The following is a 16,091-nucleotide window of genomic DNA, read 5'->3' as shown; positions in this document are numbered from 1 at the left end:
ATAATGACCGACAGTGTTGGTTTTCCACTCGCTGATGAAGCAGCAACGGTTAATATGGGTAAGCAACTTGCAACCTTGATGGAGCAAGGGGCAGTCATCTATTTACATGGTGATTTAGGTGCCGGTAAAACGACATTAACCCGTGGTATCGTGCAAGGTTTCGGTCATCAAGGTAAGGTTAAGAGTCCAACTTATACACTGGTTGAGCCTTACCAATTAGCTAAAGCTGATGTCTATCACTTTGATTTATATCGCTTAGGTGACCCTGAAGAACTTGAATATATGGGAATTCGTGACTATTTTTCACCACAGGCTATTTGTGTTGTGGAATGGCCTGAAAAAGGCGGCGAATTTATTCCAACACCGGATCTTGATATCACCCTACGCTATGAAGGCGAGGCGCGTGCCATTGCAATTAACAGCTTAACCGAACGTGGTCAGTCAATTGTTCAGCAACTTAAGAGCGCGCAAGAATAAACATATAAAAATAAAGGTGTATTAGTAAAAATGGGTCGTTGTACGTTTAAACTATTAACTACTTTGATGTTATTGGTTGTGAGCCAAATTGCGCTTGCACAAAATACTATTAATAGCGTACGTGTGTGGCCTTCACCTGACAGCACTCGTGTGGTCTTTGATTTAAACGATAAACCTGATTTCAGCTATTTCATGCTGAAAAATCCAGCTCGTTTAGTCATTGATTTAAAAGACACCGACAAACTAGATAGCTTGCCTGCTATTCCTAAAAAGCATCAGATTGTTTCAAAACTGCGTTACTCAAAACCTAAAGACAGCAAAAGTGTGCGCTTTGTTTTTGAGCTAGCCCGTGCCAGCAAACCAGTGGTATTTGCTTTACTGCCTACCGATCCATACAAGCATCGTTTAGTGGTTGACCTTGTTGATAAAACACCGAAGGCAGAGCCTGTTGCTGTAACCAATACCAGTGTGAAAAAACGCGAACTCAATCAAGAGCGCGATATTGTTATTGCCATTGACGCAGGTCATGGTGGTGAAGACCCAGGTTCAATTGGTCCGTCAGGCACTTATGAAAAAGACATTACGCTTCAAATAGCGAAGCGCTTAGAGCGAATGATTGATGCTGAAAAAGGCATGATTTCGCGCATGGTGCGCCGCAGTGACTACTTTGTAAATTTAAACACCCGTACTAGCATTGCCCGTAAGAAAAAAGCTGACTTCTTTGTGTCGATCCATGCGGATGCATTTACCAGCCCGCAGCCAAACGGTGCTTCTGTGTGGGTGTTATCACTGCGCCGTGCAAATTCAGAAATCGGTAAATGGATTGAGGATAAAGAAAAACACTCGGAGCTTTTAGGTGGTGCAGCTGGGGTATTAAAAGATACCGCAAGCGAAAAATATTTAGCGCAAGCACTGCTAGATATGTCGATGGATCACTCTATGAAAACAGGCTTTAGTGTCGCGGAAGAAGTGGTCAGCGAATTACGAAAAGTGGCTAAAATGCATAAGAAACGCCCACAAGCGGCGAGCCTTGCAGTATTAAAGTCACCTGATATTCCCTCTATTTTGGTTGAAACAGGGTTTATCTCGAATCCACGCGAAGAGCGAATGCTAAAAACGGCGCAGCATCAGGAGCGCTTAGCTAAAGCAATTTTCACCTCGATTAAAAATTACTATATGCAAAACCCGCCAGATGACTCGCTTTTCGCTAAGTTAAAGTCGCAGTTTCCGACTAAACACAAAGTTCGCCCTGGTGAGTCGTTAAGTATTTTAGCAAGCAGATATAACACCTCTGTGAGTAAGCTAAAAACGGCCAACAACTTAAAATCAAATACCTTATTTATTGGTCAAGAGCTTGATATTCCTCAAAGCTAGTCAATTTTCGTGTTAGGAACACTATGAGTATAGAAATACTACCCGCGCGATTGGCTAACCAAATTGCTGCGGGTGAAGTGGTTGAACGCCCAGCATCCGTTGTTAAAGAGCTGGTAGAAAACAGTTTAGATGCTGGCGCAACGCGCATTCAAATAGATATTGAGCGTGGCGGTCATAAGCTTATTCGCATTCGCGATAATGGCTCTGGCATTAATAAAGATGAGCTAACATTAGCCTTGTCGCGCCATGCTACGAGTAAGCTTAAGTCACTCGATGACCTAGAGAACATCTGTTCACTTGGCTTTCGTGGTGAAGCGTTAGCATCAATTAGTTCAGTGTCGCGGTTAACCTTAAGCTCAAAGCCAAAGCAGCAAGAGGCTGCATGGCAAGCGTTTGCTGAAGGTCGCGATATGGCGGTGCAGATTAAGCCAACCGCACACCCTGATGGCACCACCATTGAGGTGAAAGACTTATTCTTTAACACCCCTGCGCGCCGTAAATTCCTTCGCACCGAGAAAACCGAGTTTTCACATATTGATGAGCTCATAAAGCGTATTGCGCTGAGTCGTTTTGATGTCTCTATCACCCTGACTCATAATGGCAAAGTTGTGCGTCAATACCGTGCTAAACCAAACCCTGAGCAAGCAATAGCGCGTGTCGCTCAAGTTGCTGGTAAAGCGTTTAGTGAGCAGGGGCTGCATATTCAATCAGGTGAGGCCGGTTTGATGCTGCGAGGTTGGGTATTACCCGTGGGCTCAACGAATAGCACGCAATATACCTATGTGAATAATCGCATGATGCGCGATAAACTTATTTTGCATGCAATCCGTCAAGCCTTTGAAGAAGTTGCAGGTTCAGAAGAGCTACCCGGTTTTGTCATTTATATTGATATTGACCCACGTCAGGTCGATGTAAACGTGCACCCAGCAAAACATGAAGTGCGTTTTCATCAAGGCCGTTTAGTGCATGACTTTATCCTGCAGGCAATAAAACAAGTGGTGGTGCCGCTTCAGCACGAAGCTGGTTTTACAGAGCATAATGACACTGCTTTTCAGCATGCTCCGTTTGATGAGGCGCACTCAAGCAGCACACAGCCAAGTTTTACTCAATCAGCGCCAACAGAGCAGTATGATTACCCTAAATCTGAATTACAGCCGACACGTTCAGCGAGTTATTCTGGGGCAACAGGAGCAGGGCGCTCTGGCGGTAGTTTTAGTAGTGACAGCCAAGGTCGCAGTAAAACATCGCACCAAGATGTCAATGCATTTTATCAAGGGATCAGCGAGCAACATGCTGCGCATTTTGACCAAGTACGCCCTGAACCAAGTGTTACAGCACCGGTTGTAGAGCAAGCAAAACTTGCCAAGCTTATTCATGTACGAGAAGGCGAGTGCGTATTTAGTGAAGACAACCAACTCTTTGCTGCGCACTTTAAGCATGCATTAGCACTCGACTGGCAAGCGCACGTAGAGCAAGCAGGTAGCCTTGATGGCAAAGCCTTGTTGTTACCTGTGCGAGTAAATGCAAGTGCTGATGATATTAGTGCGTTAAATGCTCAGCAGTCGTGGTTTACCTTACTTGGTTTTGATTTAGTCATTGAAAAACAGTTTGTGATGGTGAAAAAGCTTCCGCCTTGTGTCTATTTACTTGATGTAAGTGATGCTATTGAGCGACTTATTGCTGGCTGTAAAGCCTCACCAAGTTCACTCGATGAATGGTTAGCTTGGTTAGCTCAGCAAATCCCAGCACGCTATTACGCAAGCCAAGCCTTTTTGGAGCAAGTGGCTCGGTTAGAAAATAATCCACAAACTATGCAACGTTTACGTCAAAAAGCAGTTAAAATAGAACTATCTCAGTTTTTAAACTAAGCAAGGTATTTAGGCTTGAATAACTTACCCGTCATTTTTTTAATGGGACCAACCGCTGCAGGGAAAACAGATTTAGCAATTTCGCTGTGTGAGCATTTAAACACAGAAATAATCAGTGTTGATTCAGCATTAGTCTATAAAGATATGGACATCGGCACCGCAAAGCCAAATGCCGAAGAGCTTGCTCGTGCGCCACATCACTTAATTGATATTATCGACCCAGCAGATAGTTATTCAGTGGCAGATTTTCGCCGTGATGCAATTGAAAAGATTGATCTATTTCATCAGCAAGGTAAAGTACCTGTATTGGTTGGCGGTACAATGATGTATTTTAAGTCGCTTATTGATGGCTTATCACCGCTACCAGAGGCATCACCAGAAGTACGTGCTGAACTCGAAAAGGAAGCAAAGCAGTTTGGCTGGCCACATTTGCATAAAGAACTTGTGAAAATCGATCCTGATGCAGCAAAAAAAATGAGCGAAAATGATTCGCAAAGAATTAATCGTGCATTAGAAGTGTATCGTATAACAGGTAAAACAATGACTGAGCTGCAAAAACAAAAGCAGCCTGAGCTTCCTTATACTTTCCATCAATTTGCCATTGCACCTGATGATCGCAGTGAATTACATCAGCGAATTGAGAAAAGGTTTAAAATAATGCTCGATCAGGGGTTTGAAAATGAAGTTTCATCCCTATATAAACGTAAGGATTTACACCCAGACCTGCCTTCGATTCGTTGTGTGGGTTATAGACAAATGTGGGATTACATTGCTGGCGAAATTGACTATGATGAAATGGTCTTTCGTGGTATTGCAGCCACACGGCAGTTAGCCAAGCGACAACTCACTTGGTTAAGAGGTTGGCCTGAAGTAACTTGGTTGACCACGGGTGATGAAGAAAACTTGCAACGTGTAGTAAGTTCGCTAAGCTAGTAGTAGCTGGAAGTTTTTTAGCTTTGTTAAATTAGTTCAGCTACTTAATTATAATAACACCTAGAACGAAGGAAAATAACATGGCAAAAGGCCAGTCGTTACAAGACCCATTTTTAAATGCGTTACGTCGTGAGCGCATTCCAGTATCAATCTTTTTGGTTAATGGCATTAAATTGCAGGGTAAAATCCAGTCATTTGACCAATTTGTTATTTTACTTGAAAACACCGTAAATCAAATGGTGTATAAACACGCTATTTCAACTGTTGTTCCAGCGCGTTCTGTTAACTTCCAAGGCGTTCAAGGAAGTGATGATTCAGAAGAGCAAGAATCTGGAAATTTTTAAACTTAGGAGCGTAATGCTTGTTTGACCGTTATGAAGCCGGCGAACAGGCAGTTTTAGTTCATATCGACTTACCTAAAGAGGGGGATCGCGAAGATCTTCACGAATTAGAGTTGTTGGTATCTTCTGCTGGTGTTAGTAGTTTGGCGATTGTGCAAGGCAGTCGTCAAGCACCACATCCGAAACTTTTCGTCGGGACCGGAAAAGCAGAAGAAATCGCTGAAACTGTCAAAATCCACAATGCAGATGTCATCATTTTCAACCATCAACTTAGCCCGTCACAGGAACGTAATTTAGAAAGCGTTTGCCAGTGCCGCGTTCTTGATCGTACGAGTTTGATCTTAGATATTTTTGCGCAGCGAGCGCGTACTCACGAAGGTAAGCTTCAGGTTGAGTTAGCTCAGTTACGCCACATTTCTACTCGCTTGATCCGTGGTTGGACCCACCTTGAAAGACAAAAAGGCGGGATAGGTTTACGTGGCCCAGGTGAAACCCAGCTCGAAACCGATAGACGATTACTGCGCGCAAGAATTAAAAACATTCGTGCCCGTTTAGATAAAGTGGCTGTTCAACGTGAGCAGGGACGACGTGCGCGTACGCGAAATGAAATCCCAACTGTGTCACTGGTAGGTTACACCAATGCGGGTAAATCAACGTTATTTAACCGTATTACAGACTCAGATGTGTATGCTGCTGATCAGTTATTCGCAACCCTAGATCCAACCTTACGTAAGTTGGATATCGGCGATATAGGTCCAATTATTTTAGCTGATACGGTAGGTTTTATTCGTCACTTACCACACGACCTTGTTGCAGCATTTAAAGCAACCTTAACAGAAACCCGTGAAGCTGATTTACAGCTACATGTTATCGATGTGGCAGACCCTCGTCGAAAAGAAAATATTGAGCAAGTACAGTCTGTTTTAAAAGAAATCGAAGCAGATGAAGTGCCGCAATTATTGGTTTATAACAAAATTGATGCGCTAGATGACGTTGCGCCACGTATAGATAGAAACGACGAAGGTCAGCCAGTACGAGTCTGGTTGTCGGCGCGCACAGGCGTTGGTTGTGAACTGCTAAGTGAGGCAATTAATGAGTTACTTGCCAAAAAGATGTTTGCTGATGAGCTAAAATTACCACCACAACATGGTCGTATTCGCGCAGCATTATTCAACTTAAATGCAGTTCATCAAGAGTGTTTTGATGAGCAAGGAAACTGGTTATTATCGGTACGCTTGCCAATGGCAGAATGGAATCGCTTGAAAAAAGAGATGGGACAAGACCTAGACTCTTTCGTAGTGACTGATTAAAAATCACCAGCATTTGTCTTTTTTAGTATGAGAAATGCTGTAGATTTGATAGATTTAACCTAATTCATTTAGATAACAATGGAGTATAGCTATGGCCTGGAATGAACCGGGTAATAATGGCAATGATAAAGATCCGTGGAATAATAAAGGCGGAAAAGATCAAGGCCCACCTGATTTAGACGAGGTAATGCGTAAGTTCGGCAACAAGTTTGGCGGTTTATTTGGTGGTAATAAGCCAGGTAAAAACGGCGGTGGACTTGGTGGCGCAGGCATTTCTTTCATCCTTATTATTGCCATCATTGTATGGGCATTAAGTGGTATTTACACGGTAAAAGAAGCTGAGCGCGGTATTGTTTTACAATTTGGGCAATACGATCGCATTGCTGAACCTGGCTTACGTTGGAAAATGACCTTCATTGAACGCGTGATCCCTGTTGATATCGAAGCGGTACGCTCGTTATCTGCTAAAGGTTTTATGCTTACCGAAGACGAAAACGTGGTAAATGTAGAGTTTGAAGTACAGTACCGTGTTATCGACCCACATCTTTACAAGTTCAGTGTTACTGATGCCGACCACAGCTTACAACAAGCACTTGATAGTGCATTACGTTATGTAATTGGCCACGTAAAAATGGACCAAGTACTAACGACAGGCCGTGAGTTAGTGCGTCAACAAACGTGGGATGAACTTAACAAAATCATCGAGCCATACAATCTAGGTATTATTGTAAGCGATGTGAACTTTAAAGATTCACGTCCGCCGGGTGAAGTAAAAGACGCGTTTGATGACGCTATTGCTGCACAAGAAGATGAAGAGCGTTTCATCCGTGAAGCAGAAGCCTATGCTCGTGAAATTGAACCTCGTGCCCGTGGTCAAGTTACTCGTATGACGCAAGAAGCAGAAGCGTACCGTGAACGTATTACATTAGAAGCACAAGGTGAGGTAGCGCGTTTTGAAAAGCTATTACCTGAGTACCAAGCTGCTAAAGAGGTAACTCGTAAGCGTCTTTACATCGATGCGATGGAAGAAGTGCTAGGTAACAGCTCTAAAGTGTTAGTTGATGTTGAAGGTGGTAATAACATGATGTATTTACCGCTTGATAAAATCATGGAAAAGCAAGGTACAGCAACACGTGTTGCATTACCAAGCTCAAGTGATATCAAAGACCTTCGCAATAAAATAAACACGTCGCGTAACAGCACGGTAAATTCAAGCAATGACCGTTTCGCAACTGACCGTTTTAATGAGGGGAGATAAGCAAGATGAAAAATTTTAGTTTAGTAATACTTGCCCTTGCAGTTGTGCTGTCTTTCTCAGCGATTTTTGTTGTGCAAGAAGGCGAGAAGGCAATCGTACTGTTATTCAGCAAAGTTGAAAAAGACAGTGATGATAAGGCTGTAGTGTATGGTCCAGGCTTACACTTAAAAGTGCCTTTCTTTAGCCAAGTACGTCGTTTAGATGCACGTATTCAAACGCTAGATGGTGCACCTGACCGTTTCGTAACAAGTGAGAAAAAAGACTTAATCGTTGATTCTTACGTTAAGTGGCGAATTAATGACTTTAGTGCATTCTACCTGCGTGCCCGTGGTGATAAGCAATACGCTGAAACACTACTTAAGCAAAAGGTGAACAACGGTCTACGTACTAATTTCGGTTCTCGTACTATCAGAGAGATCGTTTCTGGTGAGCGTAGTGAGTTGATGGAAGAAGCATTAGTTCAAGCCTCTGAAAGTGCACAAGAGCTAGGTATTGAAGTACTTGATGTACGCGTTAAGCAAATTAACTTACCACAAGAAGTGAGTAGTTCAATCTTCCAACGTATGCGTGCTGAGCGTACTGCGGTTGCAAAAGAGCACCGTTCTGAAGGTCAAGAGAAAGCTGAAACAATTCGTGCAGAAGTCGACCGCCGTGTAACAGTAATGCTTGCAGACGCTGAGCGTAATGCGCGTACTGTTCGTGGTCAAGGTGATGCCGATGCAGCCGCTATCTATGCTAACGCTTATAACAAAGACGCTGAGTTCTTCGGTTTTGTGCGTAGCCTAGAAGCTTACAAAAACACCTTTAAAAATAAGCAAGACGTGATGGTGATTTCACCTGATAGCGACTTCTTTAATTATATGAAAGGTACAAAAGCACAGTAATTAATATTTGTGTGATAAAAAGCCCTGCTTTATGTAGGGCTTTTTTGTTTTTGCGTGTGATTAATTTTTATCCTTAACTATTTTATAAACCCCTGTTCTGCATGTAGTTGTTTAAGTAATTAAGAAGGTAAAAATTCATGCGCAGAAAAAATAAGCTAAACGGGGTGATCTTTCACCTCGTTTTCTGATAAAATCTCGTCCTAATTTTTTCTAAGTGAATTTGCAATGGGTAAAAACGTTGTTGTACTAGGCACCCAATGGGGTGACGAAGGTAAGGGTAAGGTAGTTGACCTCCTTACAGACAAAGCATCTTTAGTAGTTCGTTATCAAGGTGGTCATAACGCAGGCCATACTCTGGTAATCAACGGTGAAAAGACGGTTTTACACCTTATTCCATCGGGTGTATTACGTGACAATGTTAAGTGTGTGATCGGTAACGGTGTTGTTTTATCACCAGAAGCATTAATGAAAGAAATCGGCATGCTAGAAGAGCGTGGCGTACCAGTACGTGAGCGCTTATTAATCAGCGAAGCATGTCCATTAATTTTACCTTTCCACATTGCATTAGATTTAGCCCGTGAAAAAGCACGTGGCGATAAGCCAATTGGTACTACAGGTCGTGGTATCGGTCCAGCTTATGAAGATAAAGTAGCACGTCGTGGTTTACGTGTAGGTGACTTATTCAACCCTGAACAGTTTGCTAGCAAGCTTAAAGAAGTATTGGAATACCATAACTTCACATTAGAGCATTACTACAAAGCTGAACCAGTTGACTTCCAAAAGACATTTGACGATGCAATGGCTATCGCAGATATCTTAAAAGCAATGGTTGTTGATGTTACTGAGCTTCTTGATCAAACGCGTTTAGCGGGCGACAACATCTTATTTGAAGGTGCGCAAGGTACATTACTTGATATCGACCACGGTACTTACCCGTACGTAACATCATCAAACACAACAGCTGGTGGTGTAGCAACAGGTGCTGGTTTTGGTCCATTACACCTTGATTACGTGCTAGGTATTATTAAAGCTTACACTACACGTGTAGGTTCTGGTCCATTCCCTACAGAGCTTTACGACGGTCTTGATAAACAAGATCCAGTTGGTAAGCACTTAGGTGACAAAGGTCATGAGTTCGGTGCAACGACAGGTCGTTTACGCCGTACAGGTTGGTTAGATGCAGTGGCAATGCGCCGCGCAGTGCAAATCAACAGCATCTCAGGTTTCTGTTTAACTAAACTAGACGTTTTAGACGGTTTAGAAACATTAAAAATCTGTACTGGTTACCAGTTAGAAGATGGCACAGTAACGAACGTTACACCATTAGCAGCTGAAGGTTATGAGAAAGTAACACCAGTATACGAAGAGATGCCAGGCTGGTCAGAAAACACAGTAGGTGCTACGTCAGTTGATCAATTACCGCAAGCGGCACTTGATTACATCAAACGTATTGAAGAAATCACTGGCGTTCCAGTTGATATCATCTCTACTGGCCCAGACCGTGTAGAAACTATGGTATTACGCAGCCCGTTTGCATAATCGTCATAGTGACTGAAAAAAGAAGCTGCCTCGGCAGCTTTTTTTGTGCCCGAAATTCACTCTGGAATGATAATTGTATATTATTTGCTAAGACTGACTTTATTTAAGTGATTTTGATGCGTGTTTTATTGCCTTTAACATTACTCTTCTCAAGCCTAAGCATGGCTGAAGAGCCTATAACAGCTGTGCCTCTGTACACAGAGAGCGAGTTAATTGGCTTGATCAATAAAAATGCACACCTAGCACGTGTAAAGGCAGATGATTGCCAGTTAGTGCAAGATATCGAAGCGCGAGCCAATAAAATGGCACTGCCATCGTATCAGTTCTTGTATGGCGATATGCTAGCTTATGCTGTGTGTGTAGACCGTAATGTAGAGTTAGGGGTCTATTACATGCGTCAGGCTGCTCAACAAGGGCTAGGCGCGGCATTAGAGCAACTTGGTCGCTACTACGATGTAGGCCAGTTAGTGCAGCAAGATAAAGCGATGGCGGTAACCTATTTACGAGAAGCATCAGCCCAAGGCAACTTAAAGGCACAAATGCGACTGGTTAACCTGTTTAATCAAGGTTATGGCAGCCCGCGCGATTATGAAGATGCCTACCGTTGGTTATTTCATTCAATGGTTGCCGATAAAGCAACTCACAAGAAAGTCGAAAATTTACTCGCTAAGCTTGCCGAAAAAATGCCAGACAGCGTCGTTGCACGCGCCCGTTTACCTATGTAAGCAAATAAAAATACATGCAAATAAAAAGGCCAGCTAATGCTGGCCTTTTTTTATTTCTCTTCTTTAGTTTCTTTTGGTTTGCCGTTGTTCGGGTCTTTTAGTACCGACAACTTAGGTGGCTGTAGTGCCACAATACGCTCACCTACTTGCGGTGTTTTTTCCATATTTGTAGTGAACGGGCGAATTTTAATAGGTGAATCGTCATCATCAGTTTTCTCACCATTTAAAATAAACAGCGGGATAGCTTCGCTATTAACGTCTTTGTATTGCTCCCAACTAAACTCTTCAGAAATACGTGTTGCACTGACCTTGCCGCCTTTGGCAATTAAGCTACTTAAGCGCGCATAAGCGCCATTGTCGCCAAACAGAATTTGTCGCGATAAGAAGGTCGCACTGTCTTTATTTGCTTTAGCGTGGTTGGTTGAAGAACGCAGTGAAAATACATCTTTTTCGTCAAGTAAATGCGAGAAATACTGCACGCCTAATGCGTTGTGGTGACGGTTAGGCGAAAGCGCGAGTACGCTACGAATCGTCGTTAACGGTAAATAACGCTCAGCATGCTCTGACTGCGGATTACCATAGTAACAAGGTAAGCCATCCATGCGTGCCATTTTGCAGTTCTCCCATGCAGGATCAGACAAGTGCACCGGAATGTTTTGATCTTTTAAGCCGCGTGCGATGGCTCTTGCTACATGGTTGGCACCAATAATCAAAATTGTATTTGGTGCAGGTTGGCGCACTTTTAACAGCTTTGCCAATGGTGTTGCCGTTAAGCTTTGTAGTACTACAGTGACAATGATCACTGTGAATATGAGTGGTACCATTTTTTCAGCATCGGCAATGCCAGCTTCCACCATACTTAACGCGAATACAGAGCCTACCGCAGCTGCAACAATACCTCGCGGAGCAATCCAAGCCAGCACTAAACGAGACTTGATAGGCAAGTCGGTTTTAAAAGTCGATATTGCAATACACGCTGGGCGAGCCACAAAAAGCACGATGGCTAAGAAAATAAACACATCGCTATGTAACATCATTAAATCTGATAGCTGTAGGCGGGCTGCAAGTAAGATGAATAACGATGAAATCAAGATCATCGAAAGGTCTTCTTTAAACTCAAGTACAGAGTCAATTTCAAGTTCGTCTTGGTTGGCAAGCCAAATACCAAACACGGTAACAGCGAGTAGACCAGATTCATGGCTTAGATGGTTTGAAACCGTAAAACTGATGAGTACTAAGGCAAGAATACCAAACTTGTGTAACTCAAACGGCAGCCATTCTCTACGAATAAGCAGCGTTGTAAGCCAGCCTGCAACCACACCAATGGTTAAACCTACACCGAGAGTTTTAAATAACGCGATAATGGTATGACTTAGTACTTCGCCTTGACCTACCAGCATGACAGCTTCAAAAACCAATACAGCAAACAAGGCACCAATAGGGTCTATTACTATGCCTTCCCAGCGTAAAATGCGGTCTATGTCTTGGTTTGGTCTCATAGAGTTTAATAACGGTGCAATAACCGTAGGGCCTGTTACAACAAGTACCGCACCAAGTACAGCGGCTACACGCCAATTAAGTTCTAGAATCCAATAGGCACTTAAACTTATCACCAAACAAGTTGTGATCATTCCGATTGAACAAAGGTTACGAACTACCTTGCCAATCCCTTTAAGTTCTCGAAAGTGCAGAGTGAGTGAACCTTCGAATAAAATCACTGCCACACTTAAAGAAACCACTGGGAATAATAAATCTCCCAACAATGCATCTGGTTCTAGTACGCCACTAAAAGGCCCGAGAATTAAACCTGTTAGTAGTAAAAATAAAATAGCCGGTACACGAAACGCCCAAGCTACCCATTGTGCTAATACTGAGCACAAGGCGATCCCTGCTATAAAAATTGCTGACATAGAATGAATTATCCTTTAGTTACTACAATTTAAAATGCCAACGCCTTAGATAATCGCGTCATTAGTTGCTGACATTATTAAAATAATGCTTGCCTATTAAAGCCTACTCACCGTCATGGATACAAGCAAACTCGTTGCTTCAAATACGATTTTAGTCGTTATTAATACTTTTTGGGTGTGTTTATGAAATTAAACCCTGCTAGGCTCGTTAAAAATTATTACACAATAAAATTGCGCGCCTAAGGTACTGTTAATAAATGTATATTTTCTATGTTTATGGTAAGTATAAAAGTTATGACTACTTTTTGCACTTGATCTTTGCCCCTGATTTCCCGTATTATAGTTCGTGTTCAAACAATTTGATATCTAAATAGTTATTAGCTTTAGAGACACTCTTTATAGCTTAGCTTTCTGAAAAGATACTTGTTTGCGACATTATTAGTGTTTTATACACTTTGTTTTCTAATTAAATAGAAATGAGCTCTAAGTTGTTCAGTACATATTTATTACGTGTTGAATAGAATATAAGTTCATTATCTGGTCAATGTTTAGCTCCCATCGTGGCAGCTAAATCTCGGTCATACAATCTACACCCTATCTGTTGGTGTACCAGATTGTATAGGCTCTATGTATGTTGTTATTAATAAAAGCCGCACACAGCTTTTTACAGCGATACATAAACAACACTTATCTTTTTTTATCAACTTATGGTTTATAACCGTTTGGTCTACTGACTGAATAAAAGTTGTGCTATATCTAATCGCAGTACTTGCGTGGCGTAGTCGTGTGCATAGATAAGTGGTTTGGCAAAGTGATAATAGTCAGTGCGTTTAGTAAAGCTAAGCGCGAGTCTTTTAATCAGTGGCAAATTGGCACTGAACAGATAGTAAAATGGAAAGTTGAACAGTTATGCAAAAGTTAAATTGGCGACGTATAGTACTAAAAGTAGGTAGCGCATTAATCGCACCCGAACAAGACGGGTGTCGCTCACGTTATTTACTGACCATTGCACAGTTCATCGTTCGCTGTCGAGCGCAAGGTATCGAAGTTATTTTAGTATCATCGGGTTCGGTAGCTGCTGGTTCGCATTTATTCCCTGAACAAGAAAAGCGTTCAGTGACGATGAAAAAAGCAATGGCTGCTGCCGGTCAGACAGAAATGATGGCGATGTGGGATCGCTTCTTTGATTTCCCATCAGCACAGATTTTATTAACTCATGGTGACCTACGTGACCGTGAGCGTTACACAAGTATTCGTGAAACTGTTTTCACCTTACTTGAGCATGGTGTGTTACCTATCATCAATGAGAATGACACGGTAACAACCGACGATTTAAAAGTTGGTGACAATGATAACTTGTCGGCAATGGTAGCCGCAGCTGCGGATGCCGATGCATTGATGATTTTTTCGGATGTTGATGGTCTATATGACAAAAACCCGAATTTGCATGAAGATGCAGTTCTATTACCTGAAATTGATAGCATCGATGAATCAATTTACGCCATGGCCGGTTGTGCAACCAGTGCCGTTGGTACAGGTGGTATGAAAACGAAAATTGAAGCGGCTGAAAAAGCCACTTCACATGGTATTACAACCTTTATTTTAAATGGTTTTAAAGAAGAGACATTTAACCGACTGCTTGCGGGTGACAACCCAGGTACTATCTTCACACCATATGAAAAACCAATGCAAGAAGCAGTGCATTGGATGACTCACACAGCAAATGAGCAAGGTGAGGTTGTCGTTGAAGGTTCATTTGATGAATCATTAAAAGATGAAGACGGTTGTATTCGTAGCGATGAAATCGTTGCAGTACACGGAGAATTTGGCGTAGGCGATACCATTTTAGTTCGTAGTGATGATGGTACGCGCCTGGCAAAAGCAACAGCGAATTATAGTAGCTGTTTATTGAATTTTATTGCTGACAACGAGCAAAGTGAATTTAGCGAAAAAATGCAAGATTCAATCGGCCCAGTTGTTTCAGAGAAAGATATCGCATTATTGGAGAAGTCATGAGTTTAATTACGGATATTTCGAGTCAAGCTGCAAAAGCTGCAACCCAGTTAGCTTTACTTGATACTGCTACTAAGAATCAAGTGTTAACTGAGATGGCAGAGGCGCTACGCGAAAGCAAAGCCTTTATCATCAAAGAGAACGAAAGCGATTTAGCGGCAGCACGTGATAACAACCTTGCAGCATCGATGATTGACCGTTTAACGCTTAACGATGAGCGTATTGAAGCAATGGCCGAAGGTATCGAAGTAATTGTTAGCCTTGATGATCCTGTAGGTCAATTACGTGAAATTTCAGAGCGTCCAAATGGTATTAAGATCAGCAAGATGCGCGTACCATTGGGTGTTGTGTGTATGATTTATGAAGCACGTCCAAATGTGACGGCTGATGCCGGTGCGTTATGCTTTAAATCGGGTAATGGTGTTATTTTACGTGGTGGTAAAGAAGCACTACGTAGCTCGCAAGCAATCGCAAGTGTAATGCATAAAGTACTTGAAAAGCATGGTTTACCTGCTGCGTTGATTTCAGTGATCCCAGATCCAGACCGTGGTCTACTCATGGAGCTGATGCAACAGCGTGAAACAATTGATTTAATCATTCCGCGTGGTGGTGAAGGTTTAATTAATTTTGTAACAGAAAACAGCACTATTCCAGTGATTCAGCACTTTAAAGGTGTATGCCACCTTTATGTAGATAAAGACGCTGATTTAAACGTTGCAATCAATTTACTATTAAATGGTAAAACTCAGCGAACTGGTGTGTGTAATGCCCTAGAAGGCTTAGTGGTTCACCAAGATATCGCTGATGAGTTTTTAAACCTGTGTGCAGTTGTTCTTCGTCAAGAAGGCGTAAAAGTAAATGCAGATGCGAAAGCTGCCGAGTACTTTGATAATGCAACAGTACTTGCTGACGACGAGTTTGGTGAAGAGTACTTAGATTTAGAAATCGCAATTAAGGTTGTGCCTGACTTTGCTGGTGCCATTGATCATATTGCTAAATTTGGTTCAAACCACACTGAAGTGATTTGTACTAAAGACCAAGCTGCAGCGCAGTTATTCCAACGCAGTGTGGATGCATCTGTGGTAATGGTTAATGCGTCATCGCGTTTTTCTGATGGTTCACAGTTAGGTTTAGGTGCTGAGATTGGTATTGCGACAACTAAGCTACATGCTTATGGTCCAATGGGTCTAGAGTCACTTACAACTGAAAAATACTTAGTGAATGGCGAAGGCCAAATTCGTGAATAATCACTAAAAAGTAATTGCTTAAAAAGCCGGGCTTTGCTCGGTTTTTTTGTGTTTAAAATAAAACGAAGACGGTAGAAAGACTAATAAAGTCGCTTTAATTTAGAATTTATTGGTTTTTATTAAAAATTTGGCAGATTGCCTAAAGAGAGGTAGGAAAGTGGTGGAGCTAAGCAGGATCGAACTGCTGACCTCCTGCGTGCAAGGCAGGCGCT

General features: G+C 42.2%; 13 protein-coding genes. 12 read left to right on the top strand and 1 reads right to left on the bottom strand.

The window, feature by feature from the left end; all coding sequences use genetic code 11:
• The first annotated feature begins 3 nt into the window (after nt 1-3).
• The 10 genes from tsaE to PASHI_RS18480 all read left to right on the top strand — a co-directional run bounded on the left by tsaE (nt 4) and on the right by PASHI_RS18480 (nt 10,709).
• Nucleotides 4-477: a tRNA (adenosine(37)-N6)-threonylcarbamoyltransferase complex ATPase subunit type 1 TsaE gene (gene tsaE / locus PASHI_RS18525; RefSeq protein WP_062566643.1), complete on the top strand. Its 474-nt coding sequence runs from the start codon at nt 4-6 to the stop codon at nt 475-477.
• 66 nt (nt 478-543) lie between these two features.
• Nucleotides 544-1,851 (top strand): N-acetylmuramoyl-L-alanine amidase, encoded by a 1,308-nt coding sequence (locus tag PASHI_RS18520; protein ID WP_244269414.1) that lies wholly within the window; start codon nt 544-546, stop codon nt 1,849-1,851.
• 23 nt (nt 1,852-1,874) lie between these two features.
• On the top strand, nt 1,875-3,719 hold the full coding sequence (gene mutL / locus PASHI_RS18515) for a DNA mismatch repair endonuclease MutL (protein WP_062566641.1): 1,845 nt from the start codon (nt 1,875-1,877) through the stop codon (nt 3,717-3,719).
• Nucleotides 3,720-3,734: 15 nt separating this feature from the next.
• Complete coding sequence (gene miaA, locus PASHI_RS18510) at nt 3,735-4,652, top strand: tRNA (adenosine(37)-N6)-dimethylallyltransferase MiaA (protein ID WP_082710980.1); 918 nt, start codon at nt 3,735-3,737, stop codon at nt 4,650-4,652.
• An 80-nt stretch (nt 4,653-4,732) separates the two neighbouring features.
• Nucleotides 4,733-4,996, top strand: coding sequence for an RNA chaperone Hfq (gene hfq / locus PASHI_RS18505; RefSeq protein ID WP_054552435.1), 264 nt, complete (start codon nt 4,733-4,735; stop codon nt 4,994-4,996).
• Nucleotides 4,997-5,013: 17 nt separating this feature from the next.
• Complete coding sequence (gene hflX, locus PASHI_RS18500; RefSeq protein WP_054563491.1) at nt 5,014-6,303, top strand: ribosome rescue GTPase HflX; 1,290 nt, start codon at nt 5,014-5,016, stop codon at nt 6,301-6,303.
• Between the two features lie 91 nt (nt 6,304-6,394).
• Nucleotides 6,395-7,561 carry an FtsH protease activity modulator HflK gene (gene hflK / locus PASHI_RS18495; protein ID WP_054563492.1) on the top strand — a complete coding sequence of 389 codons (1,167 nt, stop codon included), beginning with the start codon at nt 6,395-6,397 and terminating at the stop codon, nt 7,559-7,561.
• Nucleotides 7,562-7,566: 5 nt separating this feature from the next.
• Entirely contained in the window at nt 7,567-8,445 is an 879-nt protein-coding gene (gene hflC / locus PASHI_RS18490; protein WP_062566639.1) for a protease modulator HflC, read from the top strand.
• Nucleotides 8,446-8,670: 225 nt separating this feature from the next.
• Nucleotides 8,671-9,984, top strand: coding sequence for an adenylosuccinate synthase (locus PASHI_RS18485; RefSeq protein ID WP_054552439.1), 1,314 nt, complete (start codon nt 8,671-8,673; stop codon nt 9,982-9,984).
• Between the two features lie 116 nt (nt 9,985-10,100).
• Complete coding sequence (locus tag PASHI_RS18480; protein ID WP_054563494.1) at nt 10,101-10,709, top strand: tetratricopeptide repeat protein; 609 nt, start codon at nt 10,101-10,103, stop codon at nt 10,707-10,709.
• 50 nt (nt 10,710-10,759) lie between these two features.
• Here PASHI_RS18480 and PASHI_RS18475 read toward each other — a convergent pair whose 3' ends face one another.
• Nucleotides 10,760-12,619, bottom strand: coding sequence for a cation:proton antiporter (locus PASHI_RS18475; protein WP_062566638.1), 1,860 nt, complete (start codon nt 12,617-12,619; stop codon nt 10,760-10,762).
• 909 nt (nt 12,620-13,528) lie between these two features.
• Here PASHI_RS18475 and proB point away from each other — a divergent pair.
• Together proB and PASHI_RS18465 are read left to right on the top strand one after the other, a co-directional pair.
• Complete coding sequence (gene proB / locus PASHI_RS18470) at nt 13,529-14,635, top strand: glutamate 5-kinase (protein WP_054552442.1); 1,107 nt, start codon at nt 13,529-13,531, stop codon at nt 14,633-14,635.
• Nucleotides 14,632-15,879, top strand: coding sequence for a glutamate-5-semialdehyde dehydrogenase (locus PASHI_RS18465; RefSeq protein WP_062566637.1), 1,248 nt, complete (start codon nt 14,632-14,634; stop codon nt 15,877-15,879). Before proB ends, PASHI_RS18465 begins: the two co-directional genes overlap by 4 nt.
• The last annotated feature ends 212 nt before the right edge of the window (nt 15,880-16,091 follow it).

It is taken from the genome of Pseudoalteromonas shioyasakiensis, assembly GCF_001550135.1.
GTDB classification, from domain to species: Bacteria; Pseudomonadota; Gammaproteobacteria; order Enterobacterales; family Alteromonadaceae; genus Pseudoalteromonas; species Pseudoalteromonas shioyasakiensis.
Note: the sequence above shows the minus strand (reverse complement) of the source record. Positions and strands in the feature narration are given on the sequence as shown.

Coding starts and splice junctions, on each gene's coding strand:
- tsaE (WP_062566643.1), top strand. CDS start 4: ATGACCGACAGTGTTGGTTTTCCACTCGCTGATGAAGCAGCAACGGTT.
- PASHI_RS18520 (WP_244269414.1), top strand. CDS start 544: ATGTTATTGGTTGTGAGCCAAATTGCGCTTGCACAAAATACTATTAAT.
- mutL (WP_062566641.1), top strand. CDS start 1,875: ATGAGTATAGAAATACTACCCGCGCGATTGGCTAACCAAATTGCTGCG.
- hfq (WP_054552435.1), top strand. CDS start 4,733: ATGGCAAAAGGCCAGTCGTTACAAGACCCATTTTTAAATGCGTTACGT.
- hflK (WP_054563492.1), top strand. CDS start 6,395: ATGGCCTGGAATGAACCGGGTAATAATGGCAATGATAAAGATCCGTGG.
- hflC (WP_062566639.1), top strand. CDS start 7,567: ATGAAAAATTTTAGTTTAGTAATACTTGCCCTTGCAGTTGTGCTGTCT.
- PASHI_RS18485 (WP_054552439.1), top strand. CDS start 8,671: ATGGGTAAAAACGTTGTTGTACTAGGCACCCAATGGGGTGACGAAGGT.
- PASHI_RS18480 (WP_054563494.1), top strand. CDS start 10,101: ATGCGTGTTTTATTGCCTTTAACATTACTCTTCTCAAGCCTAAGCATG.
- PASHI_RS18475 (WP_062566638.1), bottom strand. CDS start 12,619: ATGTCAGCAATTTTTATAGCAGGGATCGCCTTGTGCTCAGTATTAGCA.
- proB (WP_054552442.1), top strand. CDS start 13,529: ATGCAAAAGTTAAATTGGCGACGTATAGTACTAAAAGTAGGTAGCGCA.
- PASHI_RS18465 (WP_062566637.1), top strand. CDS start 14,632: ATGAGTTTAATTACGGATATTTCGAGTCAAGCTGCAAAAGCTGCAACC.